Origin of the sequence: Duganella vulcania (assembly GCF_009857655.1) — a bacterium.
GTDB lineage: Bacteria > Pseudomonadota > Gammaproteobacteria > Burkholderiales > Burkholderiaceae_D > Rugamonas > Rugamonas vulcania.
Map to the genome: position 1 here is coordinate 353,751 of NZ_WWCX01000001.1, position 26,490 is coordinate 380,240.

The 26,490-nt window shown below is 60.1% G+C and carries 30 protein-coding genes; 13 read left to right on the plus strand and 17 right to left on the minus strand.

What is annotated here, in order from left to right; all coding sequences use genetic code 11:
• Positions 1-72: 72 nt before the first annotated feature.
• A complete protein-coding gene (locus GTP90_RS02155; RefSeq protein WP_161081919.1) occupies positions 73-807 on the minus strand; it encodes a hypothetical protein in 735 nt (244 codons plus the stop codon).
• Positions 808-1,324: 517 nt separating this feature from the next.
• On the opposite strand from GTP90_RS02155, the gene GTP90_RS02160 reads away from it, so the two are divergent.
• On the plus strand, positions 1,325-3,100 hold the full coding sequence (locus GTP90_RS02160; RefSeq protein ID WP_161081920.1) for a DUF4942 domain-containing protein: 1,776 nt from the start codon (positions 1,325-1,327) through the stop codon (positions 3,098-3,100).
• A gap of 309 nt (positions 3,101-3,409) precedes the next feature.
• Here GTP90_RS02160 and GTP90_RS02165 read toward each other — a convergent pair whose 3' ends face one another.
• The 3 genes from GTP90_RS02165 to GTP90_RS02175 form a co-directional block, all read right to left on the minus strand.
• A complete protein-coding gene (locus tag GTP90_RS02165) occupies positions 3,410-4,270 on the minus strand; it encodes a hypothetical protein (protein ID WP_161081921.1) in 861 nt (286 codons plus the stop codon).
• Positions 4,271-5,010: 740 nt separating this feature from the next.
• On the minus strand, positions 5,011-5,256 hold the full coding sequence (locus GTP90_RS02170) for a hypothetical protein (RefSeq protein ID WP_161081922.1): 246 nt from the start codon (positions 5,254-5,256) through the stop codon (positions 5,011-5,013).
• Positions 5,257-5,424: 168 nt separating this feature from the next.
• Positions 5,425-7,323 (minus strand): DNA cytosine methyltransferase, encoded by a 1,899-nt coding sequence (locus GTP90_RS02175; RefSeq protein ID WP_161082104.1) that lies wholly within the window; start codon positions 7,321-7,323, stop codon positions 5,425-5,427.
• Positions 7,324-8,062: 739 nt separating this feature from the next.
• On the opposite strand from GTP90_RS02175, the gene GTP90_RS02180 reads away from it, so the two are divergent.
• The 4 genes from GTP90_RS02180 to GTP90_RS02195 all read left to right on the plus strand — a co-directional run bounded on the left by GTP90_RS02180 (position 8,063) and on the right by GTP90_RS02195 (position 10,633).
• Positions 8,063-8,281, plus strand: a complete 219-nt coding sequence (locus GTP90_RS02180; RefSeq protein ID WP_161081923.1) for a hypothetical protein — start codon at positions 8,063-8,065, stop codon at positions 8,279-8,281.
• A gap of 168 nt (positions 8,282-8,449) precedes the next feature.
• Positions 8,450-9,112, plus strand: a complete 663-nt coding sequence (locus tag GTP90_RS02185; protein WP_161081924.1) for a hypothetical protein — start codon at positions 8,450-8,452, stop codon at positions 9,110-9,112.
• A gap of 91 nt (positions 9,113-9,203) precedes the next feature.
• Positions 9,204-10,019 (plus strand): response regulator, encoded by an 816-nt coding sequence (locus tag GTP90_RS02190; protein WP_161081925.1) that lies wholly within the window; start codon positions 9,204-9,206, stop codon positions 10,017-10,019.
• Positions 10,016-10,633 (plus strand): RES family NAD+ phosphorylase, encoded by a 618-nt coding sequence (locus GTP90_RS02195; protein WP_161081926.1) that lies wholly within the window; start codon positions 10,016-10,018, stop codon positions 10,631-10,633. Before GTP90_RS02190 ends, GTP90_RS02195 begins: the two co-directional genes overlap by 4 nt.
• Positions 10,634-10,724: 91 nt before the next feature.
• Here the strand turns inward: GTP90_RS02195 and GTP90_RS02200 are convergent, their stop codons facing one another.
• The 3 genes from GTP90_RS02200 to GTP90_RS02210 all read right to left on the minus strand — a co-directional run bounded on the left by GTP90_RS02200 (position 10,725) and on the right by GTP90_RS02210 (position 13,912).
• Positions 10,725-11,654: a hypothetical protein gene (locus GTP90_RS02200; protein ID WP_161081927.1), complete on the minus strand. Its 930-nt coding sequence runs from the start codon at positions 11,652-11,654 to the stop codon at positions 10,725-10,727.
• A 4-nt stretch (positions 11,655-11,658) separates the two neighbouring features.
• Complete coding sequence (locus GTP90_RS02205; protein WP_161081928.1) at positions 11,659-11,847, minus strand: hypothetical protein; 189 nt, start codon at positions 11,845-11,847, stop codon at positions 11,659-11,661.
• Between the two features lie 652 nt (positions 11,848-12,499).
• A complete protein-coding gene (locus tag GTP90_RS02210; RefSeq protein ID WP_161081929.1) occupies positions 12,500-13,912 on the minus strand; it encodes a DNA cytosine methyltransferase in 1,413 nt (470 codons plus the stop codon).
• A 59-nt stretch (positions 13,913-13,971) separates the two neighbouring features.
• Between GTP90_RS02210 and GTP90_RS02215 the strand changes: the two genes are divergently transcribed.
• The 7 genes from GTP90_RS02215 to GTP90_RS02245 all read left to right on the plus strand — a co-directional run bounded on the left by GTP90_RS02215 (position 13,972) and on the right by GTP90_RS02245 (position 17,893).
• Complete coding sequence (locus tag GTP90_RS02215) at positions 13,972-14,205, plus strand: hypothetical protein (RefSeq protein WP_161081930.1); 234 nt, start codon at positions 13,972-13,974, stop codon at positions 14,203-14,205.
• A gap of 297 nt (positions 14,206-14,502) precedes the next feature.
• The gene (locus tag GTP90_RS02220; protein WP_161081931.1) at positions 14,503-14,703 is read left to right on the plus strand and encodes a hypothetical protein; all 201 of its coding nucleotides are present in this window, start codon (positions 14,503-14,505) and stop codon (positions 14,701-14,703) included.
• Positions 14,704-14,899: 196 nt separating this feature from the next.
• Positions 14,900-15,208, plus strand: coding sequence for a hypothetical protein (locus GTP90_RS02225; RefSeq protein ID WP_161081932.1), 309 nt, complete (start codon positions 14,900-14,902; stop codon positions 15,206-15,208).
• A gap of 18 nt (positions 15,209-15,226) precedes the next feature.
• Positions 15,227-15,607: a hypothetical protein gene (locus GTP90_RS02230; protein WP_161081933.1), complete on the plus strand. Its 381-nt coding sequence runs from the start codon at positions 15,227-15,229 to the stop codon at positions 15,605-15,607.
• Positions 15,608-15,620: 13 nt separating this feature from the next.
• Entirely contained in the window at positions 15,621-16,139 is a 519-nt protein-coding gene (locus GTP90_RS02235; RefSeq protein ID WP_161081934.1) for a hypothetical protein, read from the plus strand.
• Between the two features lie 2 nt (positions 16,140-16,141).
• Positions 16,142-16,423, plus strand: coding sequence for a hypothetical protein (locus GTP90_RS02240; protein ID WP_161081935.1), 282 nt, complete (start codon positions 16,142-16,144; stop codon positions 16,421-16,423).
• Between the two features lie 66 nt (positions 16,424-16,489).
• The gene (locus GTP90_RS02245) at positions 16,490-17,893 is read left to right on the plus strand and encodes an ISL3 family transposase (protein WP_161081936.1); all 1,404 of its coding nucleotides are present in this window, start codon (positions 16,490-16,492) and stop codon (positions 17,891-17,893) included.
• Positions 17,894-17,988: 95 nt separating this feature from the next.
• Here GTP90_RS02245 and GTP90_RS02250 read toward each other — a convergent pair whose 3' ends face one another.
• Both GTP90_RS02250 and GTP90_RS02255 read right to left on the minus strand, forming a co-directional pair.
• On the minus strand, positions 17,989-18,210 hold the full coding sequence (locus GTP90_RS02250; RefSeq protein WP_161081937.1) for a hypothetical protein: 222 nt from the start codon (positions 18,208-18,210) through the stop codon (positions 17,989-17,991).
• 37 nt (positions 18,211-18,247) lie between these two features.
• Positions 18,248-18,604 carry a hypothetical protein gene (locus GTP90_RS02255; protein ID WP_161081938.1) on the minus strand — a complete coding sequence of 119 codons (357 nt, stop codon included), beginning with the start codon at positions 18,602-18,604 and terminating at the stop codon, positions 18,248-18,250.
• An 822-nt stretch (positions 18,605-19,426) separates the two neighbouring features.
• On the opposite strand from GTP90_RS02255, the gene GTP90_RS02260 reads away from it, so the two are divergent.
• Positions 19,427-20,086 (plus strand): hypothetical protein, encoded by a 660-nt coding sequence (locus GTP90_RS02260; RefSeq protein ID WP_161081939.1) that lies wholly within the window; start codon positions 19,427-19,429, stop codon positions 20,084-20,086.
• 613 nt (positions 20,087-20,699) lie between these two features.
• Here the strand turns inward: GTP90_RS02260 and GTP90_RS02265 are convergent.
• The 8 genes from GTP90_RS02265 to GTP90_RS02300 form a co-directional block, all read right to left on the minus strand.
• Positions 20,700-20,936 carry a hypothetical protein gene (locus tag GTP90_RS02265; protein WP_161081940.1) on the minus strand — a complete coding sequence of 79 codons (237 nt, stop codon included), beginning with the start codon at positions 20,934-20,936 and terminating at the stop codon, positions 20,700-20,702.
• A gap of 714 nt (positions 20,937-21,650) precedes the next feature.
• Positions 21,651-22,133 carry a hypothetical protein gene (locus GTP90_RS02270; RefSeq protein ID WP_161081941.1) on the minus strand — a complete coding sequence of 161 codons (483 nt, stop codon included), beginning with the start codon at positions 22,131-22,133 and terminating at the stop codon, positions 21,651-21,653.
• A gap of 198 nt (positions 22,134-22,331) precedes the next feature.
• A complete protein-coding gene (locus GTP90_RS02275) occupies positions 22,332-22,628 on the minus strand; it encodes a hypothetical protein (protein ID WP_175047950.1) in 297 nt (98 codons plus the stop codon).
• A gap of 25 nt (positions 22,629-22,653) precedes the next feature.
• Entirely contained in the window at positions 22,654-22,812 is a 159-nt protein-coding gene (locus tag GTP90_RS02280; protein ID WP_161081942.1) for a hypothetical protein, read from the minus strand.
• Between the two features lie 115 nt (positions 22,813-22,927).
• Positions 22,928-23,317, minus strand: coding sequence for a hypothetical protein (locus tag GTP90_RS02285; protein WP_161081943.1), 390 nt, complete (start codon positions 23,315-23,317; stop codon positions 22,928-22,930).
• Between the two features lie 645 nt (positions 23,318-23,962).
• Positions 23,963-24,796 (minus strand): TA system toxin CbtA family protein, encoded by an 834-nt coding sequence (locus GTP90_RS02290; RefSeq protein ID WP_161081944.1) that lies wholly within the window; start codon positions 24,794-24,796, stop codon positions 23,963-23,965.
• Between the two features lie 128 nt (positions 24,797-24,924).
• Positions 24,925-25,176: a hypothetical protein gene (locus GTP90_RS02295; protein ID WP_161081945.1), complete on the minus strand. Its 252-nt coding sequence runs from the start codon at positions 25,174-25,176 to the stop codon at positions 24,925-24,927.
• A gap of 432 nt (positions 25,177-25,608) precedes the next feature.
• Positions 25,609-25,863 carry a hypothetical protein gene (locus tag GTP90_RS02300; protein WP_161081946.1) on the minus strand — a complete coding sequence of 85 codons (255 nt, stop codon included), beginning with the start codon at positions 25,861-25,863 and terminating at the stop codon, positions 25,609-25,611.
• Between the last annotated feature and the right edge of the window lie 627 nt (positions 25,864-26,490).

Below are 26,490 nucleotides of genomic sequence, written 5' to 3' on the forward strand. Positions count from 1 at the left end.
GAACAATAAGCTCGATCGGGCGCGGTAATTATTGGTCCGTCTGGTGGCGATTGCAGGCACCGGCCAGCCGCATCAAATGAGGTCTTTGTACGGGCAATCGCCGAATCTCTGCATACCCCCCTGGTAATTGGGCGTCGTGGCTCCTGGAATTGCTGACCACTCGATGGGACCATAATGGAGTTGATAGCTTATAAAGACTCCGCCGGACCCCGTACTGACGGAGTAGGTTAATAGGGACTGTGCCTTTCCCGGATAGCGGACAAGGTACAGCACCGAGGCATTGCTAGACGTTCCCCCTTCGCTGAAACACGACAACGCCAAAACGTCGAATTTATGTTTTCTAAGATAGCCAGGGCCAATGTCGCCAACAATTGCTCGGCCACTTTCAAATTCAATATCACTGGCGCCCACTTGTGGTCCTGTAATGAATACACGCCACTTGTAGTCGTCTTCAATATTCTCTGCGATCGCGCGCTTTCCGTCAGCGGCGATAAGAATTTGCCCTTCATACCCGCCTAAATTCGTCTTGGAAACTTTAATGTTAGCGACGATGCCCTTGAAGCGATTGTAGTCCTGGATGTCTGGCAGGCTGCTCTCGCCTGGCTTGGCATCAGGCATAGCCCAAAGAAGGACGTCAGCGAGCTCATATGCTCCTTCATGAGCCACTGGAACTACTTTCGCATTGGGGCTCGTTGTTTTATCGCTCTCGGCGGTGGGAGCCGCGGCGGGTTTCTCGGTGTGTTTTGAGCATCCGATTGCCGTCATAGCGATAAAAATACTCGCCGAAAGTAGTCTTGCTAGTTTCATTCAACTATCCTAGATTTTTGTTTGCGATGGCAATCTATTTTGATCGACTAGCGGGCTGCCACAATACCTGCTGGTTTGAACTGGCCCTACCGCTGGCTTGTACAAGCGACCAGCATTCATTTTCCCACGCGGGATTAGAATTCGAATTGCCTCATTTTATACTTTTCCATGCAATATTTCTTGCCATATTTCCCACTATTGCACCGTCTGTGCACGGATTTCTCCCAAGGTACGCGTGTGCAGTTGTAAGGCGCCAAGTGAGAGTTTTTTCGTATCGCACTTCGCTCGCATAAATCGTTTGTTGACCTGCCGCTTCACTTAGGCCAACACGTGTTCGTCAGGCTTAAAGCGAGGCGAATATGGCGACACACATTACAGCTTGAGCAGCAAGTAACACGGGAGTTTAGAACAGTCCGGCCAACTAGCCAGTCATGCGAATTTGAATCTCGAGGATCAAGGGCGTAGCCTCAATTCATCCGCCCCCAACCGATCGTCATCTAAGCGTGACTGCATAAAAATGGACTTTCAATTCTATCCAACCCCCATCGCGCTAGCGCACCAGGCGTGGCACAAGTTCAAGAACCGAAACTTCATCCGGGTCATGGACCCTTCCGCCGGCGAAGGGCATCTACTGAAGGGCCGGCCCGCTTCCATGGAATACCACTTCCGGCATCGCGATCAGCCCTTTGATGTGTGTGAGATCGATGCAAAATTTCATCCAACTTTGCGCGAGCAAAAACACACGATCGTCGGTCATGACTTCCTGCAGTACACCGGGGGTGCGTGGCTGACGCACATCATCATGAACCCGCCATTCGCCTACGGGGTCCAACACGTTCTACACGCGTGGGACATCTTGTGGGATGGCGAAATTGTCGCCATCATCAACGCCGAAACGATCCGTAATCCAAATTCGGCGCAGCGCAAGCAGCTCGTGCGTCTGATCGAGCAAAACGGCGAGGTCGAATTCATCGAAAATGCGTTCAATGGGCCTGATGCAGAACGCCCGGCCGATGTCGTCATCGCCCTGGTGTACCTGCGCAAGCAGGCCGATATTGCAGCCGACATTACCGGCAACCTCTTCAACGATCTGCGCCAAGAGCGCCAGAGCGCCGAAGGCCTGGCCGCCGGCTTCAAAGAGGAACAACAGCTGGCATTGCCGAACCGCTCCATTGATAACATGGTGCTGGCCTTCAATGCGGCCGTAAGTGCTCTGCGCGCAGCCACGTTTGCTCAGGCCAAGGCCACTTACTATGCAAGCCTCCTGGGTCAAACCATGGAGCAGACAGGCGCTACCAGTGAGAGCAATACCGAACTGGGCGCCGCGCCCACGAAAAACGAAACGCGCACGCTAACCTTGGACGTCATGTCAGTGCTGCATGAAGGTTACAAGGATCTGAAGAACCGCGCATGGACCGGCGTACTGAAGTCGACCTCGTTGAAAGACCGGCTCTCGTCGCAGGCGCAACAGCGCCTAACGGCCGAATTTGTGAACATCCAGCAGCTGGAATTCACCGTCAACAATATCTACGGCTTCCTGCTCGGGGTCATCGAAAAGCAAGGCGACCTTCAGATCGAAATGGCCTGCGATGTTTTCGACTCGATCACCAAGTATCACAGCGACAACGCCGTGTACTTCAAGGGTTGGAAGAGCAACGACCGGCATCGCACCTGCGGAATGCGCCTTCGCACCCACCGCTTCGTCCTGCCGCGGTTTACTGCCTTCAAATCGGAATTGGATTCGGGTTCCTATCAGCGCCTCGCTGATTTCGACAAGGTCTTTGCGATGCTCGATGGCAAGCTTGAGCCCGAAGTGAGCCTGGTGCATGTTTTCAAAACCCACTACCGGGATCTGTGTTCCGGCGCGCGCATCTCCAGCTCCTACTTCGATGTTCGCTATTACCCTGGCGCCGGCACGATTCACTTCTTCGCCCGCGACAAGGCGATCGTTGACCGTTTGAACCGCATGGTAGGGAAACAGCGGCAGTGGCTGCCGCCGAACGACAGGGTCGTGAATGACGTGTTCTGGCAGCAGTATGAAGGGGCGGAAAAGCTCGACAAGGAGATTCGCGAGGAGATCTCCAACATCGAAAAGACCAAGTACCGCAATCACTTTGGCCACTGCGGCGCCGTGGGATCGTTGGCCTCGAGTGACGCAGAGACGCGCCTGGCGGCGCAAGCGCTGGTGGCCGAGGCAACCACGACCGTCCTGCAAAAACACGACATGGATTACGAACTGCAATTGTCCGGTACGGGCGCGCACGGTCAACAGATCCTTCAGCTGGTAGCGTAGCGAACAGGCACAAGCGGTCAGGACATGCAAACCAAGCCCCGTCATCCTAGAGTGAACGGGGCTTCTTCATTTCCTCGCGGCCGCCCGGCGTGCACCGATGTAGCGCGCCCTCGTCGCATCCTTGCCAACTCTTTCTTGCTAGCCCTCGCTCGTCGCACTGCCGCAACATCTCAGCGCGCCATGCACTACCAAAAGCTAATGGATCCCGCCCTCGGCTGGTGCGGGACACGCCGCGTCGACGCACCACTACATTGGCAGGCGCCTGGTCAGCCCATAGCTGGCCAGACCGTCGCCTAATGCGCGCACCGATCAGACGATGGCACTGTCCACGATGGGAACGGACAATCCGGCGCTGGCCAGGGTGCTCGTCAGGCGCGCTTTAGCGGTGGCAGGCATGTTGCTGCGCACAGTAATGGAGTCGATCAGGCCAGACCAGCTGCAGGGGATGCGCGCAAAGCCCTTGTCATTGTCCAGATGCGGCGCAAGGGTGACGTTGGCCTGCACCCACGAATCCTCTTCATGATGGCTGTAGATGATGCGCACTTCGCTTTCTTGCTGAAAGTCGTCGCGAACAACCGACAGGGCAAGTGCGAGGCTGCGCCCTTCGCTGTCGAGCAGCCCATCGAGCTTCACCGTACTAACCCACTTCGCAAGCTCCGTATCTCGGCGGTATTCCACCAAGCCCGCATACAGGTGCAAGCCAAAGTAGGGATCATTTGGGTGCATGAGCGCGGCGAGCACCCGGCCAACCGTCGACTCGATCCGCACCTTCGTCGGCGCAACACCGAAGGTGTCCCAGGCGAACTGCGATTCAGGTTGATCGGTCCAGCAGCTACCGTAGTAGCTGTCCATGAGCGAACGGATCTCGATCTGCCCGCCCGTCACCCTATCAGGGAACGTCGCTTCCCGCAGCGCGTTTTCGAGGTCGTCGTTCCACACCAGCGGATTGATGTTGGCCAGTGTGAAGCGGGAGGCTGCGATGTCGGCGCAGAGGTGTTCGACGTCGCACAGGCGAGCGATCCTCTGCGACAGGTCGACCCCATTGGTGTTTTTTTCCGCATAGAGCGGTTGCAGGGTGCTGAACGCGGGCGCGGCGCCAGCGGCCTCGGCGCGCATGGTTTCGCGCATGATTAGTGAATGGAGTTCGCTGAGGCGGTCGGAGGTAGGCATGGTGGGTATATCGGCAAAAAAAAGGAAATGGGCAAAGGGGGCAAAGGGGGCAAAGGGGGCAAAATTTTAGCCGATTCGGGCAAAGGGCGTTGAAAACGCCGGGGCGCCCCACCACAGCCCCGCCTAGCGATCTTGCACACTGAGGCGTAGAACACTGAACGCCAGCGCGCGCCCACTCAGCCCATCACCGGCGCTAAGCAGCAGCTGCCGCAGGCGGAGCACTTGTACGGCGCGAAAGACATCCCAGCATGGCAAAACGCCCTCTTGAAAATCGACCATCGCCTGTAGCAAAGCCCCCCGCCCCCCCCGGTCGCTCGCGGGGCGATCATGGCGCCGACGTTCATATCGACGGGAGCAGCGCATCACAGCCACGTATTCAGGATCTAGCCTTACACCAGGCACCGCACGCCAGCGCCAGCGACATTCACGCACCACAGCCGGTTTGTCAGAGGAACGGTGACAGTGCCAGTTCCCGTGATGACTGCGGCGCTACGCCACGCCAGAATCGTGGTGGTGTGACGGACAGCTGCCATGATAGTGGCAGCTGGACCAGGCCGAAGTGGACGGTTAGGACCAATAAACTGCACTCGCACCGAACGCCAGCATTGCCGTCCCGGCCGCCAGTTGCGGTGCGACAGGTAGAGTCCGAGTCGGTGCTGTCTCGACGCCACCGGGAGCTGACCCAGTGGCGCTTCCCAGTGGCGCTTCTCGCGACAGTTAGCGCAAGGCGAGAGCGCCGCTTACGGCCGAAGTGCGCTGCGCGCGCGGTGGCGCTTCGGATCGAACGGCGCCAGGTCGGCATGCTCCGCCAGGCGCCGTGCCGCTTCACGCACCCCCAGGGACAACTGGTCGCCGCCAACGGCGGTGAGCAGGGCAAACGTCTCGGCGTCGATGTTGATCTGCTTGCGCATGAGTGGCTTGGCGCCGTCGTCGGCTTTGACGCCCGCGCCTGGCGCGCGGATTCTTCCTTTCGGTACCGAGGTCATCTTGAATGGTCCATCCGGCTGCCGGCCGGCTACGGTCACCACCAGCTGGTGATCTGGTTGACATAGATAGACAGGAACCGGGCCATGCTGGGCACTGGGCTCGCACGAGCGGCCCATACCCGCCACAGCGAGCCCGGTGCCGTGCGACGACCTCCCGGGCGCCAAAGACTAGGCAAGGGCGATCTGGCCGTTAGTGCCTTGTGCCACCGACAGCGCCATGGCAACGGGCTGCACCCAGATTGGCACGGAGCTGAGCATGAACGTCTCACCGGCTGCAGCCAGCAGCAGCGTAATGCCCATCACCTCGCCAATGGCTTCGGCTGCCAGCGGCGGCACGGCGTTGCCGATCCGCTCGCGATGGGCGGAGTCGCTGGTGCCATCCAGGCACAGCGAGACGCCCAGACGACGGTTGCGTTCGTTAATCTCCATCTGGATCTGAGGATCGGTCGACCAGTGCTCATCCGGATCGATCAGCGACTGCAGGGCCGCCAACTCAAGCGTCGTAAACGGGCGATGCCAGGTCCCATCCAGTGCACGAATGATTGCAATGGTCTTCTCGTCCTGCGCGGGCAAGAGCGGCGCCGCATCGATGCGCGGGTCAGCCACAGACCAGCGCCCGTTGTCGTAACCGGCGGCCGCGCTGACGGCGCCGCTCTGGCCCTCCCAGGGCACGATACCGTAATGGCCGCCGGTCAAATAGGCGTCGCCCTTGGTACGGTTGTTGATGGCGCTGCGCGGGTCGGCAACCGCATAGGCGCCCTGGTCGTCGCCGCCAATGACCGTGCCGGTATTCTTCTCCCAGCGCGTCACGGCGTACTTGGAGAACAGGGGGCCGCTTGGCGGGCGCGGGTCTTGCACGGCAAAAGTACCCTGACCAGGAGACTTGACGTTGATGATGGCGCCCATGGTCTGGTCCCAGCCGCACAGGCCATACTGGCCACAATCGTAAGTGCCAGAATCGAAGCGGGGATCAGCCACGCACTGGCCAGTGCCGTGTGCACCAGAGACGACCTTGGCAGGTTCAGTCCACTCACCGACGCGGCATTCGTTGCTGTGCTTGGCTGGACCGAAATGTCGAGGGTCGGCGACAGAGAACGCGCCGGTAGCAGGCCTGCCATTGCCGGTAACGGTGCCGGAGTGACTGTCCCACTTGCGCACCCCCAGTGCATCGTTGTGCATGTCGGGAACGATGATGTAATCGCGCAGGTAACCATCTTCGACCTGCAGGCGATTGAGGGAGCGCCAATCGCTGCCGGCCTCAACCAGAGCCAAGCGCAACCAGGTTTTCCACTGTAGACGCGGGATGCGGTGCATGGGACCACCGGCCTCATCACCAGGGAATGGCATGCGGCCGAGGATATCGCCCACAGCGCGCAATTGCTTTTTATGTGGCTCGTACAGGAACGGCGGCACCTTCTGCATGTGGCGGGCCACTAACAACAGCCGCTTTCTCGACTGCGCGAGACCGCCCAGGACACCGCAGTCATGTTTGCTTTCCGCGACCGCGTAACCGAACTGCTGCAGCAGCTGGATGATCTGGTCGAGCAGATGCCGACCACGCGTAGCCAGCCTCGGGACGTTTTCAAAAACGATGAGGTCGACAGGGTTGTCGGCCCAGGCCTCGGCCATCAACCAGATGCAGCGCAGCGTCAGCTCGTTCAAGGCCTGATACTTAGCCGTCTTGCTGAGCGTTTCGCTCAAGAGACCGGAGGCGCCTTTGCAGGGCGAGCTGATAAAGACGATGTTGGGCGACTCGTTGCCGGCGGCGCGGCGGATGTCTTCAGCAGTGGCTTCGCGCCAGCCAGCAGGCGGCTCCTTGCCGTGGAAGGCAATGTACTGTGCGCGGGTGAACAGGTCCATTACGGTGCCAGGACGGCCCGGACCTGCGCGATCGAAATCACGGATCGCGGCAGGATCCACGTCAATGCCGCCGATGCAGCGCAGAGTGGCGGCCATGTTGCCGACCTGCGGCTTGGCCCGGTTAAAACCTTTTTTGCCGCCTCCTAGCCCGCAACAAAAATGGAAGTGATTGTAGGTCTTAGTGATGGTAATCAGATCGCGCGGCATGGGGCCTCCGCGCGTTTCATAATGTTCGTCGTCATCTTCAAACTCCTCACAGTTTGGGGGTGATAGGAGGATGATCGGTAGCAGCCGGTCACCCTCCACTTTGGTCTTCATGCGCATCCATCAGCGTCTTAATCGTACACATCAATAACGCGCACTCAAATTGTCAGAGCGCCCGGATCTAAAGGCTTCCTGCGATTCTTGCCTGGCCGATCGGAGCGTTGCGTTGTTCGTTTCCGAATGCTTTCCGCAGCCCCAGTAGCAAGCGCCCGGCATGTGACTGCATCGCACCATAGTGCGCATCGACATATGGTCACGTCGCGACACGCTCGCACTACTTCAACTACGTCTTCAAGGAAAGCAGCATGGCCACGGTCGCTGCGCGTACAGAGCCCGCGCGACACACGCTCCACTCCACGGCAGGTGCGACTGTGGTTGGGACACGGCGACAGTCGGGTCACGCGGCAGGAAGGCAAACCGCCATGGGTTGCACCGCTACCGCGTAAGCGCCCGATGCGCGCGCGTTGCGGTGCTACGGACGGAAATGCGGGTAGCGGTGCGACAGCTGTCCGGGCGTTACGCCACGACCGTGGGTGCAAAGTCGCACTGCTACGTCAGACGCGGCGCTGATCAAGAACAAGCGCCAGGTGCATGCCAATGATTGTCTACGGCCAGCAATTGGAAGTCGCATGGCTTGCGTGTTGTACTACATGGACGCCTGTTTAATCCAAGGAGATCGCTCATGAACGTCCGCATCCAAGTTGGCGCCGAAAGTGCCTACGCCTTCATCGAAGATACGACCTTCAACATGGATGTCCGCCTGAGCCCAGGGCGGGCACCGGCGCAGAGCCTGCGCGAGAGTGCCGCTGAACTGCGCGAAAAGGCGACCCGTATGGTGTTGCAGGCTGAGCGCATGGAGAACGCAGCGACCTGCCTCCTCAATCAACGGGTGCACGGCTAAATGGACACCGCACAAGCACGAGGCGGCGAACAGGCGGCGCAAGTCGCGACGACCGAACAAGCGTGGCCTTGGCACCAGGTTGCGCTACAGACCGAAGCAAGCGCCACTGACACTGGCCTGGGTTGTGTGTCCCTGGGAAAGCTCCTCGGCCTACAACCGCTGGACCGTGTGCAGCTGAACGACGCGCGCCAGATCAGCGAAATGCAGCTGGCGCCACAAATGGGCTACGGGCAGTTGGAGCTGCCCTTTCTGTTCTTCCAGCGCGTTCTGCCCGACGGCCGCCTGGAGCTGCGCAGTCCAGGCGGCTACCAGACCTATGCCTCGCCGGCCGACGTCTGCGACGTCATTCCCGGCACGATGCTGAAGGTGCGCGCCATGCCCAGACAGGTCTTCCTGGCGCGCCTGGCCCTGCCGCACAATGAAATCGGCAAGCCCCCTGGTGTGGAGTGCTACGCCAGCGCCAGCGTGCTGTACGTGGAAAAGGACCGCTGGGGCCGCGTCGACCGGACCTTTGTCTGGTTTGACGACGACGAGCTGAACGACGCCGAGGCCGCATGGCCAGGCCCCATTCATCCGGACGATCGCGCGGCAGTCGCGTCGCAAGCCCGCCGCGCCTGCATGCCGGTGGTGACGCCAAAGGGCGGCGCCAGCTACTCCGCCAGCCAAGGCACCGCCGCAAGCGCCTCCAACGCAGCGTACGCCGCCCGCCGGTTCTTCGAGGCCGCAATGCAGGGCAGCGACGTCTTGGTTAGCGCCCTGGCAGGCATCGGCGCCAGTAAGAGTGCGACGCCGGCAAGCATCAACCGTCTCCTGTACAAGCTGGGGGATTAGCACCCTGCCTTGGGGCAGCCGTTCGATCAAGATGTTGCCGTTGGCGAAATTTGCGTCATTTGCTCCATTTGCTCACGTGCGCTAGAATGAAATGACCATCGCACCACCGCAAATGGAGGCAATCATGCCAATTTCATATCAAAACGGTGACATCGGCTTGGTTGGACCTGAACCAGACCAGGAATCGCCCGCCACCACGAAAGATGCGGCAGTTGTTTCATTCTTGCTGCAAGTACACAATACCAGCGCGCTCACTGCCGAGTTGATCACCAGGCTCAATGAAGTGATGGCAAAAAGCGGCTTGGATGTCACGCTCACACCGGCCTTGAGCCTCGCTGGACATACTGGCATGGGCGCGATAGTCGATGAGGCGCATGGCGGCGGTCCCATTTTCTTAAGTGATGCGCAGTTCCGAGACTTTGCTGAAGGCCTAGTCTTAACGGACGTACAGATGCCAGATATCGCTGGAGCCTTGGCATTGAAGCAAATCCGGCTCACCACCGCACAGATCGAGAGCCGAGCACTATCGCCACGACATACGCTTGCAGCGTTCCGCGGTGAAGCGCAGCTCGTGAAATGGACCGAGGACGGCACGCTGCTGGACGGATCGAAGATCCAGCAGGCTTGGGGAGTCACGCGTCAGGCTGTCGACGCGGCACGTGAGCGTGGCGAAGTGTTCTCAATTTGGGCCAAGCGGCAGCACTGGTATCCGGCCGAGGCCCTCAAGTTCAAACGCGAAGATCTGGCGGCAATCACCCGGGCGCTGGGCGACATTGATCCATCGAGCAAACTGCTCTTCCTGTTGCACAAGCACGGCGCAGTAGGCGGCGTGACGCCGGCTGAGGCCGTGGCCGACAAGAAGCTGGACGACATCCTGCGGCTGGCCGCTCTGTGGGGCCGCACTTGAGTTCCGGCTGGGATTTCGTGAAGGCGCGTAACAATGGCAGCCTTCGCATCGTCGATATCGAGACCACAGACCTGTTGCGTTTGACGCGCTTTCCAGCCACCGAACCGTACTGGGGCAAGGGCAAGGCGTACCGATTTGACGATCCAGCGCAGGTCTTTGGCGTAACCTACGCGGCGTTCACGATCGACGTCGCATTTTCGGAAACCATACTGCATCAAAAGGGCTGTTTCATTGACAATCAGTGGATGATCAATGAGAGCAATGTCATGGAACGCTCCGTGGTCACGTACACGCGCCCAGGCAACCAGAGCTTGAAAATAGCAGAACTGACCGGGAAGAGCCTTAAAGCCATCGGCCTGAATAACGACATCTGTTCTTCGGACGACTACACGACGTCGATGGCAATCAGTAGCGCTTTGCACGCCCAGCTGCACGACGTGGACGGCATCTTGTATGTGAGCCGGCAGATGAATACGGACCTGGCGGTCGCCCTCTTCGAACGATCGAACGTTCAGGTTGACGGCAACGCGACCAAGTTCATCGACCATGCGGACTTTGATGCGCTGCTCAAGAGCTTCAATGTCACCATCCTCCCCAGCGGCAAAGCACCGTAACAGCGGAGCATCCCTCGCGGCACCGAACTCGGGCCGGCGGCAATCACAGCGAACAGCTACGGCGACCGGTCAGACGCGATTGCCGCTCAATTCACGCCAGGCCGAGTTCTTCGCGGCTGAAGTCTCCAACCCGCAGCGTGCAGCCGAAGTGCTGGGCCAGGGCTTCGGCGGCGGCGCGCGCGGCGCCCTCGTCTCGGGTCCAGAACTCCACCATTGCCCAGTCCCGGCTGTGCCCCTGCAGGAATGGCTCAACGGCCTTCACAATAGGCGCGCGCATGGCGGCAATAAACGCACCAGCGTCGGGCAGTTCGTCGCTGCGCATCTGGAAGGACCAGTGCTTGTCGCCTGATGGCGGCACGAAACGGGCGATGGTGTGCATCAAAGTTCCCTCTACGGTGAGTGGTCGAAATTCACTTGTCGCTGCTCCTGGGGCGGACGGCATGCCCGGATAGGGCTGGCCTGACGGCAGCACAAGCCGCAGGACGTCCTCGAAAGCGGGGTCATACCAAACGATCTTGCGGCCCAGGGTGGGGTGCGTGTTGACGCGCTCGACGTTGTTGGTCGAACGCCCGAAATGCTGGTCGTGCTTGTAAAAAGCCACCATTTCCTCAAGCTGCGGGAACGCACCCTCAACACTCAGTTCGTAATACACGAAATACATCGGCTGCTGCGCGCTAACCTTCTGCACGTCGACGTAAACGCCCTTGTCGGCACCAGCGGTGGTAGGTTTTCGATAGGAGTCAGCCGCGCTGGGCGCATAAATCCATCCACGCTTCTTGCGCATACCGATACCGTCCACGCGCGAGGTGACGCCGATCTTGGTGAAAGCGGGAGCAGCATCGTCCAGGCGCTCAAACCGGTAGAAGTAAAGGCCCACTGTGCTGTCCAGACCAGTGTCAGCAAGCACCTGGTGCAGTGAGCCTTGGCCGCTGGCCAGTACCTGGTCGGGGGACGTCATCCGTAGCACCAATACCCGATAGGGTCGGCCGTCAAAACGCTTGTAAGTGTCGAGCACGTACATAGCGTCAGCCCAGACAATCGATCTGGCTCGCCTGGCCAGACGGTGTAACCGACCAGAGCGTTACCCTCTCGCCACGCTTGATCGTGGCCGACATCTTGGCGGCCGTCTCCTTGGCCAAGCGCTCATCGGCGCCGCACAGGTACTGGGTACCGGCCGCGCGCTTGGGAGAAAAAATCACATTGAAAAAGGGCATGCATTCCTCGTGGTGTTGGTGTCGTGTCAAGTTGCCGCCATGATAATGGCAAACGCAGCACAATAGGCTGCGCTGCGCGGGAAGGCTTGCCGCTCCTGTGTGAAGTGTGCGCCGTCGACCGCAGGCCAGTTCTCAGCGCCAGATCGAGCGATCGGGTAGCACCGGCCCCAACTTCTCGGCGACGAATCGGCGCATGTGTGGTTCGTCGATCGGTTCATGCCGTGGCACACCAAATGACCAGCAGGTGGCAAAAGAACCGACCTGCCCATACCGAGCATTGTACAGTTGGCCTGCGCACATTCAAGCATGCGACGGCGCGGTGACACCTGCGGTGGTTTATGGCTGCAGACAGCCGCCAGGGCGGTGTTTGGGGGCCTGACCGAACAACGGGACATACCCTCGTGCAAGCCAGCGCCAGCGGCGCCGTCAGATCGCGCGCATGGGCGCTCAGAGTCGGCTAATGGGCTGGGTAGAGCGACAGGGAGGCGCAGGGCAGCGTAATGAGCGCTCGCAGCGAATGGAGCCGGGCCGCTATGAAACCTGCCATCACTGCAGCAGCCGACGCGACAGTTCATGTCAGCGCTACCGTGATGGTAGGACCTACAGGCGAAAAAAAAACCACCGTCGACGAGCGACGATGGTTTTTCACACACTACACAGCAGCGATGGACTGCAAGGGCATGGCAAACTGACTACGCATTTGATTGAGGACACGACCGATCAGGCGCCCCACCGAAACAAACGGTTGGAAGATGATCGATTGGCCCAAAATCTCGTGCCCAAAGGTCTGGTTGGTACCAGTCACCAGTTCAAGAGGGATCTGCTTGATGCGGCAGTGCTCCTGAACAGTTGGCAGCCTTTGCAGGTTAGGATCATCCGGATGAACAAAGAAGGTCCCGGTGCTCTGGCGCTTGGCTAGGGTTTTGTTCAGCGTCATGACCCGGGTCGATTCCGCGGTGACCAGGTTCATGGCAAACCCTTTGGAAGCTGCAGCATCGCGCTCCTGCTTGTCCTTCAGGTACTGCATCGAACTCCACGACTTGTCGTCCAGTGGTACGTCGTCCATGATCTCAGCAAGACGCCGTGTTACCTTCTCAGGCTTGATGAGATGGTTAAAGTCCAAGGTCGGCATGCCACGGGTCAGAGCAACCATGCACATCCGATCGCGGTGCTCAAAGGAGTTCCAGTCGTCACCGGCCAGTTCAGTTTCAAACACGTCGTAGCCGAGATCGATCAGGGACGTCCGCATTATCGCCATGGACGACGACGACCGGTAAAGCGGGACGTTCTCGAACACGACAAAGGCCGGCGACACCCTCGAGATCAGGGCAATAAAAGGTGCGACAAGGTGACCAACCTCGGGGTGTGCTTCAGGGATACTGATCGCATTTTTAGTGCGCCCAGCAGGTGATGCACCAGAACACGGCAAGCCAGCTATCAGACCATCGATTTGCGGCAGGCTTTGCATCACATACTGATCATACACGACCTCTTGAAGACGGCCATTCAGCAGTGTGGTGGAACGGGAATACGCCTTGTTGTAGGTCGCAGCCTGTTCGATGCAGTCGTCGCGCACCTCGTTGGTAAAGGCCAACTGGGTGGGAATGCCCTCTTCCTCCAGGCCCGTGTGAATCGCCAGGTCCAGTACGCCGACACCAGCTGTCACAGCACCCATCGTCAACGGCTCGCCGTTTTCGAGTTTGGCACGCAGGCGCTGCAGACGCGCTTTGGAACGCATCTCGGACGCGATAGGCATGATGAAGATCTTGCCTTCCTGGATCAATACGCGGACCGAGTCGTAGCCGTCAAAAATCGACAGCAGATCGTTGGAGTTGATGTCGATCACCGGGATGTGGCGCTCGCCGCGCAGCTTGCCGCTGACGATGCGAACGCCGTCTTGTACCAGCTCCAGGGTCAGCATGGTGCGTTCGGAATCGACCTTGGCACTGTAACGGACACCGGCGCTAAAGCCGGCACGTTCGGGTTGAACGCCTTCGAGCCATACGCGCGGAATGCCACGGTTGCTACCAATTTTTTTCTCAACATAGCCCAGCAGTGATGCCATGACAGCCTCCTATTGTACAAAGTGGATTGAATAAAAGATTTCGAGACGGCTGGCGCCGAATGAAAATTGAAGTGGGCTGGCCCTATCAGATGAAAGGCAGCCTGTTTGACGAAGTACTGGAAGGACCGCACAAACGATGTAAATCGCTCGTGGGCGTCGCGATGCGACTGTCGGTGGCTGAGCTACAGCACCTGGTTGAAGAATGCAAAAGAGCGCATTTGCATTGGTTCCTCCTTGAAAAGAAAAAAGGAGCACCGCCCGAGATGGACAGTTGCGCCTCATGGGTTGAATAGGTACATGCGCCTTACGCTGTTACGGCGTTGGCGATTGAAGAGTGAGCGAATAGCGAAGCAGCGCTACAGCAGCATTGGACGCAGTTCGGCAAGGGAGAGCATCAGGACTGGTGCCGGTTTGGAATCAGATGCCCAATGCGGATGAAGCGTGGAGAAAAAAGCCCGCAAGGGCTTTCATGAAACGGAAACGAAGGACGAAAATGCTGCGCTTAGGTAGCGTTGGCGTGCAGCTTGCCGGGTGACGATCACCAAGAATGCAAGGAAATCTTAACACGACTGCTCCAGGTGTCAACACACATGCTGCGATTGCCGTCAAAATCGGACGCGGACCACAAGTCGCGCGGTTTCACACACCGGATTGACGCCTGGATTCACGGCGGTGGCGACGACAAGTTGATCTCGATTTACATGGTCAGTCCAACGACCAAGCAAATCAAAAACGAGATCCGGCGACAGGGCAGTGCCGTGCTGGACGACTACTCGCTTAACGCGCTGTAACGCAGCCATCATCCAACAAAAAAGGAACCCCGCGGGTTCCTTTTTTGGGGTATCCGTATTTCGTGGTTGATCCGGTCTGAAATTTGCGACATGTAATTTATGAGTAAAACCGCATTTTGTGGTTGACAACGGCTCCCGTTCGCCTATACTCATTACACGTACAAACCGTATTTCGCGGTTGATAAAGGAGCTAATCATGACCCAAAACAAACCCTTGAATGCACGGATGCAAGCTGCCGCTGATGCTCAAGATAAAGTCACTGCAATGTTTCGCGATCAACTGAAAAAACACGGGCAAGTGTGCGAAAGCTGGATGATCCGCGAGCTGCAAAAGAAACGTATCCCCTTCAACAGCATCACGATGGAAGAGGCTGCAAAGGCCGTTGCTGCTGAAATTGGCATTGAGCGCTTCGACCGCTGTGGCTTCAACTATTGCATGCCGGGATCGCGTGAGGCGTTCCTGAAAAGCCTGGATCGTCGCGGCTACGTTGGGTACATCTTGTAAGCGCCAAAGGAAACTGCCATGAAAAACTACATCGTTTTTGCTGGAAAAGAAGTCCACGCCGAAATGGAAGCTGAAGCGAATCGAATCGCGCCGCTGCAACTCGGCCTGCGCGATAGTGAAGTCCTTAGCCGCCTTCAAAAATCGCAGTCGAAGCGCGGCTATATTGGCGTCGAACTGGTTAACTCCGCTTATGGGTGGTCCGTTCGATACGACAGCGGGACACGCGACTTTGGACTGCTGGCCGGTGCACGCCGGGGCAATATCGACGGATCGTTGAAATCAGCTATTGATTGGGCCACTCGCTGGGTCGAGGAAGACCCAGCACATCGCTATGCTTCCGGCCGCAAGAGTGATCTCGAATCTTCAGGGGGCAATGTTCTTGCTCCTGCAACCATTTGAAGGAGCAAGCCCAATGACCACCACGACTCGCGCCGTCGGCCACGCCACCTTGACGCTCAAACAGCTTGCCCCCTCGGTATCGGCCGCGTTTTCGCCAAACCTGCACAGCTGGATGCGCGCCAAGGCGCACTTTTATAAGGGCGGCGGCGTGCTGCAAACGGTCTACCGTGTGAAACCAGACACCAAGCTTGCAAAGGAGTTCGGCGCAGGCACGCTGATGATCGGCTTCCCTGAAGACCCAACCGAAAAGGGTTTTGTGGGTGTACGCTTGATGTCCGTTCTGTGCCAAGGCACGAAGGCGGGCGATTACTACTATCTCGGTATGGCTCCTATGCTGGAGGAAGTCGAAGGCTTTTGGGACCAGTATCTGAAGGTCGGCCGCTGCGCCATCGACCCCGAACACAAGGAAGGTTTCATGGCCGACCGCTACAGCATGGATGGCGACGTGCGGACTTGCCGGTGGTGCGGGGCGAAGCACGAGCGCGTGCTGACGCCGCGTACCGTATTTGATGAGACGTGGAAGTCTGCTTAGCTATGGCATCGTGGATTAAAGAAGTCCCTCTCGCCCAGCTGCAAGACGGGCAAGCCTACTTCCTCGCGAAGAAGTGGGAAAGCGGGTGCGCCGGGACCAGTTACGTGTTCCATTCCCAGCTGCTGAACGGCAAGGTACAGTGGTCGAGCAAGCCCGGCATCGCGATTCGGTGCGTAGCCAATGAAAGGCTGCGTGCGATCTTGGCCGAACGGGCGGACAGTGTGGCCATCGAGATTCCCGCAGATGCGGACAAACGCTGGAAGGCGCGCAAGCGTCGCTTTTGACAAATGACAGACCTCCGCCCCGTAGCCGGTATCATTGAGTTTCCAAGAACCAATGCTACCGGCTCCATGCCCACCAACCTTCTGAACCTGCCCAACTACCAGATCACGTCCGTGCAGGACACTGAGCACGACTATCACGTCTACGCCGAAACGAAACACCCGCCCACCAACTGTCCGTACTGCCAGGCGTCCGAGCTGGTCGGCTTCGGCCGCCGCGAGCAGTTGATCCGTGACTTGCCCGCGCAGGGCCGCCGCGTGGGCGTGTACGTCAGCACCCGGCGCATGCAGTGCCGGTCCTGCTCCAAGACGTTCAGCGAGGCCCTGCCCGACGTGGACGAGCGCCGGGCTATGACCAAGCGGCTTTTGGACTGGATCGGCCGCCAGTCGGTCAGCCGCACCTTCGCCAGCCTTGCCGAAGAGGTCGGCGTGGTCGAGGGCACGGTGCGCGCCATCTTCCGCGACTACATCAACGAGCTGGAAGCCAAGGTGCGCTTCGAGACGCCGAAGTGGATGGGCATTGACGAAATCCACATCATCAAGCCGCGCTGCGTCATCACCAACATCCAGAACAACACGGTGGTGAACATGCTGGCCAACCGGAACAAGGACACGGTGGCCCGCTACCTGTTCGAGCTGGAGAAGCGCGACCGCATCCAGTACGTGGCGATGGATATGTGGACGCCGTACCGGGACGCGGTGCGGACGGTCCTGCCGGATGCGGCGGTCATCGTGGACAAGTTCCACATGGTCCGCATGGCCAATGTCGCGATGGAGAGCGTGCGCAAGTCGATCCGGGCCGACCTGAGCCCCAAGGCCCGGCGTGGCCTGATGCATGACCGTTTCGTACTGCTCAAACGCCAGCGCGACCTGACCGACAAAGAAGCATTCAATCTGGATGGCTGGACCAAGAACTATCCCCTGCTGGGAGAGGCGTACAGGCTCAAGGAGGCGTTTTACGGCATCTATGATGCTGAAGGCCCGGAACAGGCGCTGCGCGCCTACGAGGGCTGGTATAAGTCCATCCCGCCCGAACTCGTAGAACACTTCCAGCCGATCATCACGGCATGGCGCAACTGGATGCCTGAGATCGTCAACTACTTCGAGCATCCGGTGACGAACGCCTACACCGAGAGCCTGAACAGTCTGATCCGGGTGATGAACCGGCTGGGCCGGGGCTACAGCTTCGAGGCCCTGCGCGCCAAGATTCTGTTCACCGAGGGCGCGCACTCGCACAAGCAGAAGCGTCCGAAGTTCGAGCGTCGGGGCGTGGAATACAAGGAGCGGCTGGACGACAAATTGGCCGGTGGCCAGATCACAGTGCAGGAGCCGGAGGAAGGGATAGGCTACGGTATTCCGTCGATCCGGCCGCCGCGAGAGCCACGGGAATACAACCCGTCAACCGATGGGCCGAAAAACTATGGCGCGGACATATCAACACTGGTCGCCATGATCGAAGGCGGCCAGTTATGACCCGCCATCAACCACGAAATACGGATACCCCTTTTTTGTTGGGGTGCGGGTCAATCTGGTGGCCAGCACAAGGTGGTCCATGCGACCAGCTTATTTCAGGTCGAGCCGTTGCCCTTATTGCCCTTGCTGGTATCGGCATCGTCGCCACTGGACGTGGTGCCTCCCGAGCCATCGCGGGTCGTTTGATAGCCTTGCACGCCGGCTTCCCATTTTGGATGTGGCGACGATGAACCGCCAGCGGGCGCATCTGACCCATCGTTCGGTACCGATTCGCCTTCATCGTCCGGCAGTTGTTCCACTCCGTTCAGTATTCCCATGAATCCCTCCTTGAAGTTGAATTGTCATTTTAGCACGTCAATTCCTCGCAAGAGGCCCCGCTTTCACCGTAAGGTACAAGTCCACCAAGGACACGCAATCGCCCCGATAGGAAGGCCGACTCGAACGCGGCCAGAAGAACAGGCCAAGCAGCGACAAGTAGGCCAGATGCCAAAAGGCCAGCAGGACGCAGGCCACGATCTGGACCGCAATCGCCTGGTCAGGCAGGAAATACGCGGCGGCGTGCGAGGCTACGGTCAAGGCAGCGCCTTCAAATGCAGGGGTGACGTTGCCGATCGCGCCAAGAAAGCCAGCCCATATGCCAATCAGGGCGACGTAGACGCCAAAAGGAGTGCCGTTCAGGAACTGCAAAGCACCCACCATGAATTCGTGCATGACCTATCCTTCGCTGGTTTGGTATAGCTATGAAGGCCCAACCTCGACTGCAAGCCGGCCGCTGATGGCCAGGAGGATCACCAGCCCCAGCATGCGACGTCGTTGAACGAGCTTGGTCGCCGCGGCGCAGATCTCGATAGGGCGGCTGGCGAGCATTACAGCACGACGCCACAACCAGCGAGCAGCTGTAAAACACCCGTCTTGGCCGTGGGGAGGGATGCACCAAGACACTATGCACAGGGCACTTCCACACAGCGCACCGAAGACAATCACACCCGGATGGCGGGTATAGGGCGACGGAGAGTACGACGGGCAAGCAAGACTCCAGCACCCAGGCGAACTGCGGCGACGCTTCGCGTATCAGGCCACGGGTCCTGACACACCAAGGCGGGTTTGGCAGGAAAGAGGTGGACAGCGTCCCATCCGTGACAGGCGGTAAGGCGGCGCGCACGTTAGCGCTGGCGCCCCACGATGAGGCGTGCAGCGGCAGTGGACGTAGCGCCGCTACCGAGAACCAGAACGGTTACGCCGCTACCGGGAGGTGCACGTGTCATACGGTTACGTCGGGATGGCGGTGGCGGTGTTACGTGCGCCGGCGGATACATCGCACTGGGCCGTCACACTCCGACCGCATAGGGTGCGTAACGGCGTAACGCCCCGCCCTGCCCTCCGCTGTTCGTACCCGGGCACACCATGGCCATAACCTCAGTGCCGAAGGTGAATTCGCAGCGCCCCGCCACAATTGGAATTGAGGTGCCCGTCGGCGTAGTCTGGTTGCACTGACCACCTAACCCCATCCCCAACACCGACAAGGAGCGCACCATGGAACAGGCCACCAACACCGCGGCGAACGCCACCAACACCAACAACGCTGCCCCGCGCACGCCGCCCTATGCGCAGGTCGCATCGGCCGTGCGCCGCCTGTTCACGGCCGCTGGCGCCAACCTGGGTGTGGACTGCCTAGACCACGCCATGCGCGCCGTGGCGCTGTTCAAGAGCGCAGGCTTTTCGGCAGAGGTCAAGATCGGTTACGCCGCCTGGCGCGTTGGCCCCGGCGACGGCGATATGATCGTCCACGCACCGATGCCCGGCATGGTGCCGCAGGGCCCGAACGCCCACCCTTTCCATGCCTGGGTGGAGCTGAGCGATTCGAACGAGGTGTTCGACCCGACGCTGTACCAGCTGCCCCGCAAGGCGCGCGCCCTCGACATGCTCGATGGCGGCAGCACGACCGTTGCGTGGGCGCCGGACTATCTGGTCACCCAATATGCGCAAGTGAAATCGCTGCGCACCGTGACCAACGAAGATGTGGGCATGTTCTACTACCAGCACGTGCCGGCCCTGCAAGCGGCCATCATGGCAAGGACCCAGCAGCTCGACGCGGAAGAGATGGAAGTGCTGGAACTGGTGTTCAGCAATCCAGCGCTGCACGTCGTCGGCCCCAACAACGCCAAAGAAGCGGCCGCGCGCCTGGCGGCGTGATCGACTTATCCGCCCCGTCGCCTTGCCTTGGCGCAAGGTGATGGGGAAGCAGCGCACCTACCCTCGCCCAAAGCGCCGCAGCACACCGCCGCGCACCAGCGGCAAGACCTTCCCGCAACACCTTCCCGCTCCCTGCCCCGCTCGCTGCGAGACATCGCAACGCCGATGCCGATGCCGCTGCACGATGGTCGCGCATCACCATAGCACCAGGACGCCAGAATACGTGCGCCCAGCGGCGCCAGCATGGTGCTACCACGCAGAATGGCCCGACGCTTGTCCGACGCAGGTTTGCCATTCGGGCTTGCCGGTTGCTCCCGGACGCAGGTGGACTGGTAGCGCCGGCTGGCCGGGATGTCACGCCACCGTATTGGGACTACAGGGCGACAGCTTGGCGTTCCGCCCCCGATGCTCGACGATGAGAGCTACTCTTGCAGTCTGTGGATGAACTGGATGGTGCTGGAGCCTCAAGCACTGAAGGTGCTTCAACGCTTCGTCCCCCGGTTTTAGGCGACAGCGACCTCTGGAGCAACGGGTATGGTCGATGTGCGCAGGATGTGCGCATCGACCAGGCATTCACGCAACCGAGTTTCCATCCGAGAGCTCCTGTTTTTCCCTACCTTGGCGCCTGGGGGGCGCCCAGGCCCTCGCGCCGCATGATCTTGCCCACCAGGCGGCGCATCCCGTTATAGGATGCGCAGGGCATCGGCCGACAAGGATCGACGAAATCGGCCATCGACGTCGCGCGCACGTTCTGGTGATCCAGGCCCCGCTTGATGTAGCCGCACAAGTGCACGCTGAACGTGGTGAGAGGCACGCCGCTGTCGATCAGCGGCTGCAGGATCTCAACCATCAGGGAGCGAGGCGGCGGCGGACCGACGCGATGATCCCGTATGAATCTCAGGACAAGCGTGTGGAGCGCACTGGGCGACCCGACTTCCAGCGGCCGATGTGGCCGCAGGAAGTCAGCCAGGGACGAAGCCTTGTCATTGACCGAACGCAGCAGAGTTCGATAGCGGTTGTCACCAAGATGGCAGGCGGTCAAATCCATACCAGCGGCCACCAGGGGCTGCAAGAGCGCTTGCACCGGGTCTTTACTACGCACAGGGCCGATGTCAGGTTCGTTACGGGCGGACGCTCCAGGCCCGCGCTCTGTGCTGCTACGCGGCGAGCGGCCATCGCCGTCGTCGCCGTTGTAGGGTAACCCGACCACAGTGCGCGCCAGATCCCGGGGGGGCGTCTTCACACCTGGTGGCTGTCCAGTCGCTGTCGCGCCATGACTGGCTAGACCGGCGATCGAAACAGGTTCTACGCTGTGATGTTGGTGACGCAAGTGGCGCGCGCGCGATTTGGGCATGGAGGACGATGGGTAGTGGTGGCGATAGTGTGGGCGCCGGCGAGGCCAGCGGCCAGGAAGCGGCCAGAAAGCCCGACGACGGGCCATTACAGCACGGGACGCTGCGGCGCGACCTGGCGTAAAAGCGCCATATCGGCATCCGAAACACTTTTGCCGGTGCGCGCCGCAAGCGTGCCAGAGCGCGGCGCCCTACGCTGCCGTCCCGTCAGATCAGACGGCGCCGCGGCCGCGGCTGGACGGCGCTGGCACCTTCACGTGGGTTTGGACCCAGGCCAGGGCGTCGGCAACGGACGCCAGCTCGGGGTAGGCGTACTTCCCCATGCCGTTCTGGGTCGCCAGCGCCTGGTCGTGCAGGTACTCGGCGCTGGCGTACACGTTAAAGACCAAGGAGCCGTCCTGGGCCACGCGCGCGTTGATGCCGATGCTGCTGTTGCTGAACAGGGCATGCCCTGGTGCATCGGTGACCACGTAGGCACCACCGGAGCGCCCGTTGCTGTTGTAGCGCGTCGTCACGTCGACGCCGAAGACGTCGCGCATCAGCTCGCCGGCATGGTCGACCTGCGCTGTCAGGTCGGAGGTGGTCGGCATACCGGCGCCGACCATGCCACCGCCAGAGCCGGCGACGATGGCGCCTGCACATTGGGTGATTTCTGGGTGTTTGCGCTGTTCGCTGGTCGATGCTTGGGCATGCATGGTGTGGCTCCTTGGTGAGGGTGGACGGGAAAGAGAGTCAACGCGCGTCGTGGCCGCTGTCTCGATGTGTCCATCCTACCGATGGCAGGTAGAGAATCAAATTGCGAGCACGGGCCACGGCCGGACGAGCGCGCAGCAAGCGGCTCCTGCCCTATTCCACTGGTAACAAGGCAAGGCCACACGGCCTGCCGGCCGCGATCACAACGCCGCGACAACCACGGCGCTATCGTGCGCGCTGGTTGCAGCTGTAGCGGTGCCAGTCAGGCAAGCAGAGGCGGCAGCGGCGGCGTTCATCGCGCCAGCGACCTGGTCGGCAGTGACGCGCGCCAGCGTCTCCGAACAGGCATCGCAGCCCAGGAAGAAGATGCACTCAACGTCGCGGGTGTTTAGGCGCCCCTGCTGGACGTCGGATCGGTTGACGATGGCGCTGTGCCAGCCGAGCGCGGTGCTGCCGCAGGCCTTGCATGCAGTGATCGATAACGCTTTCAGATTCATGAATGGCTCCTGCAAGTCCAAGTTTTTACATCCACCAGAGCGCAGCCTCGGTACCGCTGCGATCATGGTCCGCCAGAGCGGCGAGGTAATACGCCGGCGCCATGGTGGCGTTGTCCATTTCGTCCGAAATGAACACCATGTTACCCAGCCGGTCCACCCACATGTCAACATGATTGCCAATCATCGTCCCGCTTCCTTCCCTATTGAAAAACGCTGGTCTCCGACGCAGCGCCGGCACCATCTGCGTGGCGCCTGGTCGGCGCCAACAGGCCGGCGTGGAGAGAACTGCGACAACCGCGTTACAGCGGCGTTGCCAAGGGCATCAAGGCGTAACCGCCGTCGGCATTACCAAACGTCATCTGGCGACCTTGGTACAGCACGATGTCAGTGTTGGCCTCTTGCGTCATCGCCATGATGGCGCGGTAGTCCGGTTCACCGATGGGCAGGTACGGACGTTCAAGCAAGGCAACGGCCTTGGCGAAGTCCTTGGGAAGGGTCTTGCCCGGGACGGCTTCGACGTGCTGCAGGTCAAACGCGGCATCCGGTACGCTTGCCAACGACTTGCGCGCACCCGACAGCGTACTTGCCAGGTCAAAGCTCTCGCCATCAGGGAAGCTGACGACGCCACGGGACACCGATACGCTGCCCTCGCACTGGGCCAGCTGTTGCAGGAATTGGTTCGGGGACATGAAAACCTCCAGGACGTTTTGTTGATTCCATCCTACCGAGCGATCCAGTAGAAGCAAATTGCGCCGGCGAGCCAGGTTCCGCGCTATTCGCTGGAGCGCGGCGCGCGCAGCCAAGTGCTGGCAGACCCGATTCCCCGGCTCCCATGGCATGCACTTGTCCCCCACCTACCCAGCAGACGTCAGTCCCACACAGGCATCGGCAGGGCGACGCAGTCGTCACAGAATCGGCAGCTGATAATCGGCCTTCAAGGGAGCTTTGCTGACAATGCCCGGGGACGCAAACCTCACTGCGGTTTGGCAGGGTAACGGTAGGCAGCTTTCCCTCCAAGGCAGACGGCCCGGGGATGCGCGCGTAGCGGTTAAACCGCCAGACCAGCCGCCGCAGTTAGCGTCACGGCGCTACCCTCAAACGCCGCGTTTGGCCGCTACCGGACGTTCGGCTGTCATGGCGTAACGCCTAAACACGAGGTTACGCTATGACCTTGGCGCCTGCAGCATGCCCCTTGGGGCTCTGTTGGTGCCGACGCGGTAGTACCTTGCTACGAGTGCGCGTGCTCGTGGTCGAAATAGCAGTGTTCAGCAGCAAATAAAAAAAGCCCGGCATCTCGCTCGAAAGAGAGATGGCCGGGCCGGTGGGAAGTGCGGTTAGTCTTGCTCAAGCAGTTGTGCCGCTTGCGCTTGCGCTTGAATGTACCGATCACGCCAGTAAGCCTGCTTAGGCACTGGTTCTGCGTCGTAATTGACCTTGTAGTGCAGGCCAACCCATTCGGCGACATCCGCAGGATTGACCGGGTTCTGCAGCTGCCAGTATTCCGTGTAGGAGTACTCTTTGAGAATCGCGCGCGCCATCCGATGGTGCGCTTCATTGCCTTCGCGTACGATGCGATGCGCCTCTTCGTCACCGCTCAGTTGAGGTACGGTAAAGTCCAGGCCGAGCTCCTCGTGATCATCAGGGCAATCGACGCGCTGACACTGAATCGTCATATCGCTGGTCTCCGACAGCAGCCAACCTTCCTTCAAAGCTGCCGTGTCCATCTCCGGAGTCCATCGCGCGAAAGCCAAGCTCAAGTCCTTCGCCACGGTGGACTGCGGAAGAGTCGTCTCGGGTAGGCCAGCGCTGCTCTGCTGCACGGCGGCCAACTGGTGGTGCGCACTGGTGGCAAGCCCCGCTGCGGTAGTACTGCCTTGCTGCGTGAGGCGCGCGATCGCATCTTGTTCATCGGATGCGGTCAGGGGCGCTTTGGAGGCAACGCCATAGCCGGCAGACTTGTCGATGCGGTCGAGGTCTGCCTCTTGCGCATGCTCGGTGACGACCTGATAAGGGAGATAACCTTGGCCGATGCACTGCTGAACCACGTGGTCTTCGCAAAGCTGCGTGTCGTTGAGGGCCAGTCCATAGTGCTTGGTCAACAGCTCGGTGGCGATTGCCTGGAAGCGCTGAACGGTCATGGCGTTTTGTTGAAGTTGGGAAGATTGCATTTTTAGCTCCTATTGAAGTGAGAATGCAGGACGCCCGGCCTTGCGACAGGGATTCCTGCTGATTGAAAAAACTTGAAACGGCTCGGATGATCGACCAGGCTGCTCAAACTAGCTGGCGTGCGGGCGCGTCAGCTGCCGATGCGTTCCTTGACGTAAATGCGCTGGCCACTGATGGAGCAACCACCGCTCCAGACAGCGTACAGTCCGTCGTCGCGCTGCTCAGGCCGCTCTGGCTTGAGCGGATAACCGATGCACTGGTTCTCATGGCAAAACGCGTCGAATGCCTCGAATGCTGTCGGCCGGTTGTAACTGGCCTTCAGGTGGGTGCTATTACCCTCGCCACAGTACAAGCTGACAAGGAAAGTGCGCTGGGTTTGCATAGATCCTCCACAGAGAGAAAGCGGAGCATCCCTGGCAGGGAATGGCCCCGCACGGGTTGAAGTCATAGGACAAGAATGGCGCGTAAGAGAGGCTCTTGCGCGACACCAGGTGCTGCAGTTGGAACGAAGACCACTTGCGACCGCCAGTACGGCGGTAGTGCACATGCTGCTCTACCTGCTGACGGAACGACATCCACTGGGCAGAGGCCAGTCGATGCTATTGGAAAATCTGGAAGAAGGCCGGCTGCCAAAGGCAGCAGCACTGAGATGGAAAGAGCGCTTGTGTGTTCACTAGAAAACGATGCTGCGCTTGACTGAACATGGCGGGCAGCTTGCCAGGTGCCGAGCACCGAAATGAGCCCCTATCGTAACACCGTGCCAGCTGCTTTCCAAGCCAAAATGGGGTGACGTCGGTTCCCCCCATTGCCCAACCTAGCGCGCGGCGCCAGATTTCCCAGCCGGATCGTCCTGCGGCAGGCCGATGAGTTCGCCGGGCTCGATCTTGCTATCCATGTAGGCCCAGCTGCCGCCACACCATTCGGCAACATACCATTGGGTCCCGTCGCCCGGCACCCGGCCGTCGAGCTTGACGAGCGAATTGTCGGTGGTGCGAAACACCATCCCGGGCTCAAGCTCATGCTTGTGCACGTACCAGTAGTCCGGATCGTTTGGGGTCAGGGTTGTCATGGACTGTTGCTCCTCTCATGAAATGGCTGCATCAAGCTCGATATACAGAGCCTACAGCGCGGCGCTGAGAAAGCAAATTGCAGGGAAAGCGCGCCGGCGTGATGCAACTAGCGTATGGACGCCACCCAATGGAAACGACAACACCGCGGCGCAGGGGCCCAAGCCAAGCCAGTCTGGCCAGCAAGGCAGCGGCACTACGCTACCCACCACAGCGGCTAGCCGTGCCATCGGGGGAGCTTGGATGGGCCAGGCACTGCGGCGCCACAGAGGGGGCCAATATCAAATGCTGATCGTCAGGCGGCCGTCCCGGATGCTGCCAAGTACCAGGTGCGCACACTCCACTGCGGTTTAGCAGGAAACCGGTAGGCGCCGTCCCATCCAGGGCACAGCACCACGATGAGCACGCGTTGCGGCCCTACCCTGCCAAATCATGTTGGGCTGCTACAGCGAAGTCGTGCCGTCTTGGCGTGACGATGGGCGCGGTGTGACGCTATCACCTCGGCGCGCGGTGTCGATACACCCAGCATGGGGAGCAGCAGCTGCGGCCGGTACACCAGGACGGAGCGCACCGGCCGGACCGCACCAGCGCGATCGTCACTCGAGCTTGCCTTGCCGGGCCTGCGCTGC

Coding starts and splice junctions, on each gene's coding strand:
- GTP90_RS02155 (WP_161081919.1), bottom strand. CDS start 807: ATGAAACTAGCAAGACTACTTTCGGCGAGTATTTTTATCGCTATGACG.
- GTP90_RS02160 (WP_161081920.1), top strand. CDS start 1,325: ATGGACTTTCAATTCTATCCAACCCCCATCGCGCTAGCGCACCAGGCG.
- GTP90_RS02165 (WP_161081921.1), bottom strand. CDS start 4,270: ATGCCTACCTCCGACCGCCTCAGCGAACTCCATTCACTAATCATGCGC.
- GTP90_RS02170 (WP_161081922.1), bottom strand. CDS start 5,256: ATGACCTCGGTACCGAAAGGAAGAATCCGCGCGCCAGGCGCGGGCGTC.
- GTP90_RS02175 (WP_161082104.1), bottom strand. CDS start 7,323: ATGCCGCGCGATCTGATTACCATCACTAAGACCTACAATCACTTCCAT.
- GTP90_RS02180 (WP_161081923.1), top strand. CDS start 8,063: ATGAACGTCCGCATCCAAGTTGGCGCCGAAAGTGCCTACGCCTTCATC.
- GTP90_RS02190 (WP_161081925.1), top strand. CDS start 9,204: ATGACCATCGCACCACCGCAAATGGAGGCAATCATGCCAATTTCATAT.
- GTP90_RS02200 (WP_161081927.1), bottom strand. CDS start 11,654: ATGTACGTGCTCGACACTTACAAGCGTTTTGACGGCCGACCCTATCGG.
- GTP90_RS02205 (WP_161081928.1), bottom strand. CDS start 11,847: ATGCCCTTTTTCAATGTGATTTTTTCTCCCAAGCGCGCGGCCGGTACC.
- GTP90_RS02210 (WP_161081929.1), bottom strand. CDS start 13,912: ATGGCATCACTGCTGGGCTATGTTGAGAAAAAAATTGGTAGCAACCGT.
- GTP90_RS02215 (WP_161081930.1), top strand. CDS start 13,972: ATGAAAATTGAAGTGGGCTGGCCCTATCAGATGAAAGGCAGCCTGTTT.
- GTP90_RS02220 (WP_161081931.1), top strand. CDS start 14,503: ATGCTGCGATTGCCGTCAAAATCGGACGCGGACCACAAGTCGCGCGGT.
- GTP90_RS02225 (WP_161081932.1), top strand. CDS start 14,900: ATGACCCAAAACAAACCCTTGAATGCACGGATGCAAGCTGCCGCTGAT.
- GTP90_RS02230 (WP_161081933.1), top strand. CDS start 15,227: ATGAAAAACTACATCGTTTTTGCTGGAAAAGAAGTCCACGCCGAAATG.
- GTP90_RS02235 (WP_161081934.1), top strand. CDS start 15,621: ATGACCACCACGACTCGCGCCGTCGGCCACGCCACCTTGACGCTCAAA.
- GTP90_RS02240 (WP_161081935.1), top strand. CDS start 16,142: ATGGCATCGTGGATTAAAGAAGTCCCTCTCGCCCAGCTGCAAGACGGG.
- GTP90_RS02245 (WP_161081936.1), top strand. CDS start 16,490: ATGCCCACCAACCTTCTGAACCTGCCCAACTACCAGATCACGTCCGTG.
- GTP90_RS02250 (WP_161081937.1), bottom strand. CDS start 18,210: ATGGGAATACTGAACGGAGTGGAACAACTGCCGGACGATGAAGGCGAA.
- GTP90_RS02255 (WP_161081938.1), bottom strand. CDS start 18,604: ATGCACGAATTCATGGTGGGTGCTTTGCAGTTCCTGAACGGCACTCCT.
- GTP90_RS02260 (WP_161081939.1), top strand. CDS start 19,427: ATGGAACAGGCCACCAACACCGCGGCGAACGCCACCAACACCAACAAC.
- GTP90_RS02265 (WP_161081940.1), bottom strand. CDS start 20,936: ATGGTTGAGATCCTGCAGCCGCTGATCGACAGCGGCGTGCCTCTCACC.
- GTP90_RS02270 (WP_161081941.1), bottom strand. CDS start 22,133: ATGCATGCCCAAGCATCGACCAGCGAACAGCGCAAACACCCAGAAATC.
- GTP90_RS02275 (WP_175047950.1), bottom strand. CDS start 22,628: ATGAATCTGAAAGCGTTATCGATCACTGCATGCAAGGCCTGCGGCAGC.
- GTP90_RS02280 (WP_161081942.1), bottom strand. CDS start 22,812: ATGATTGGCAATCATGTTGACATGTGGGTGGACCGGCTGGGTAACATG.
- GTP90_RS02285 (WP_161081943.1), bottom strand. CDS start 23,317: ATGTCCCCGAACCAATTCCTGCAACAGCTGGCCCAGTGCGAGGGCAGC.
- GTP90_RS02290 (WP_161081944.1), bottom strand. CDS start 24,796: ATGCAATCTTCCCAACTTCAACAAAACGCCATGACCGTTCAGCGCTTC.
- GTP90_RS02295 (WP_161081945.1), bottom strand. CDS start 25,176: ATGCAAACCCAGCGCACTTTCCTTGTCAGCTTGTACTGTGGCGAGGGT.
- GTP90_RS02300 (WP_161081946.1), bottom strand. CDS start 25,863: ATGACAACCCTGACCCCAAACGATCCGGACTACTGGTACGTGCACAAG.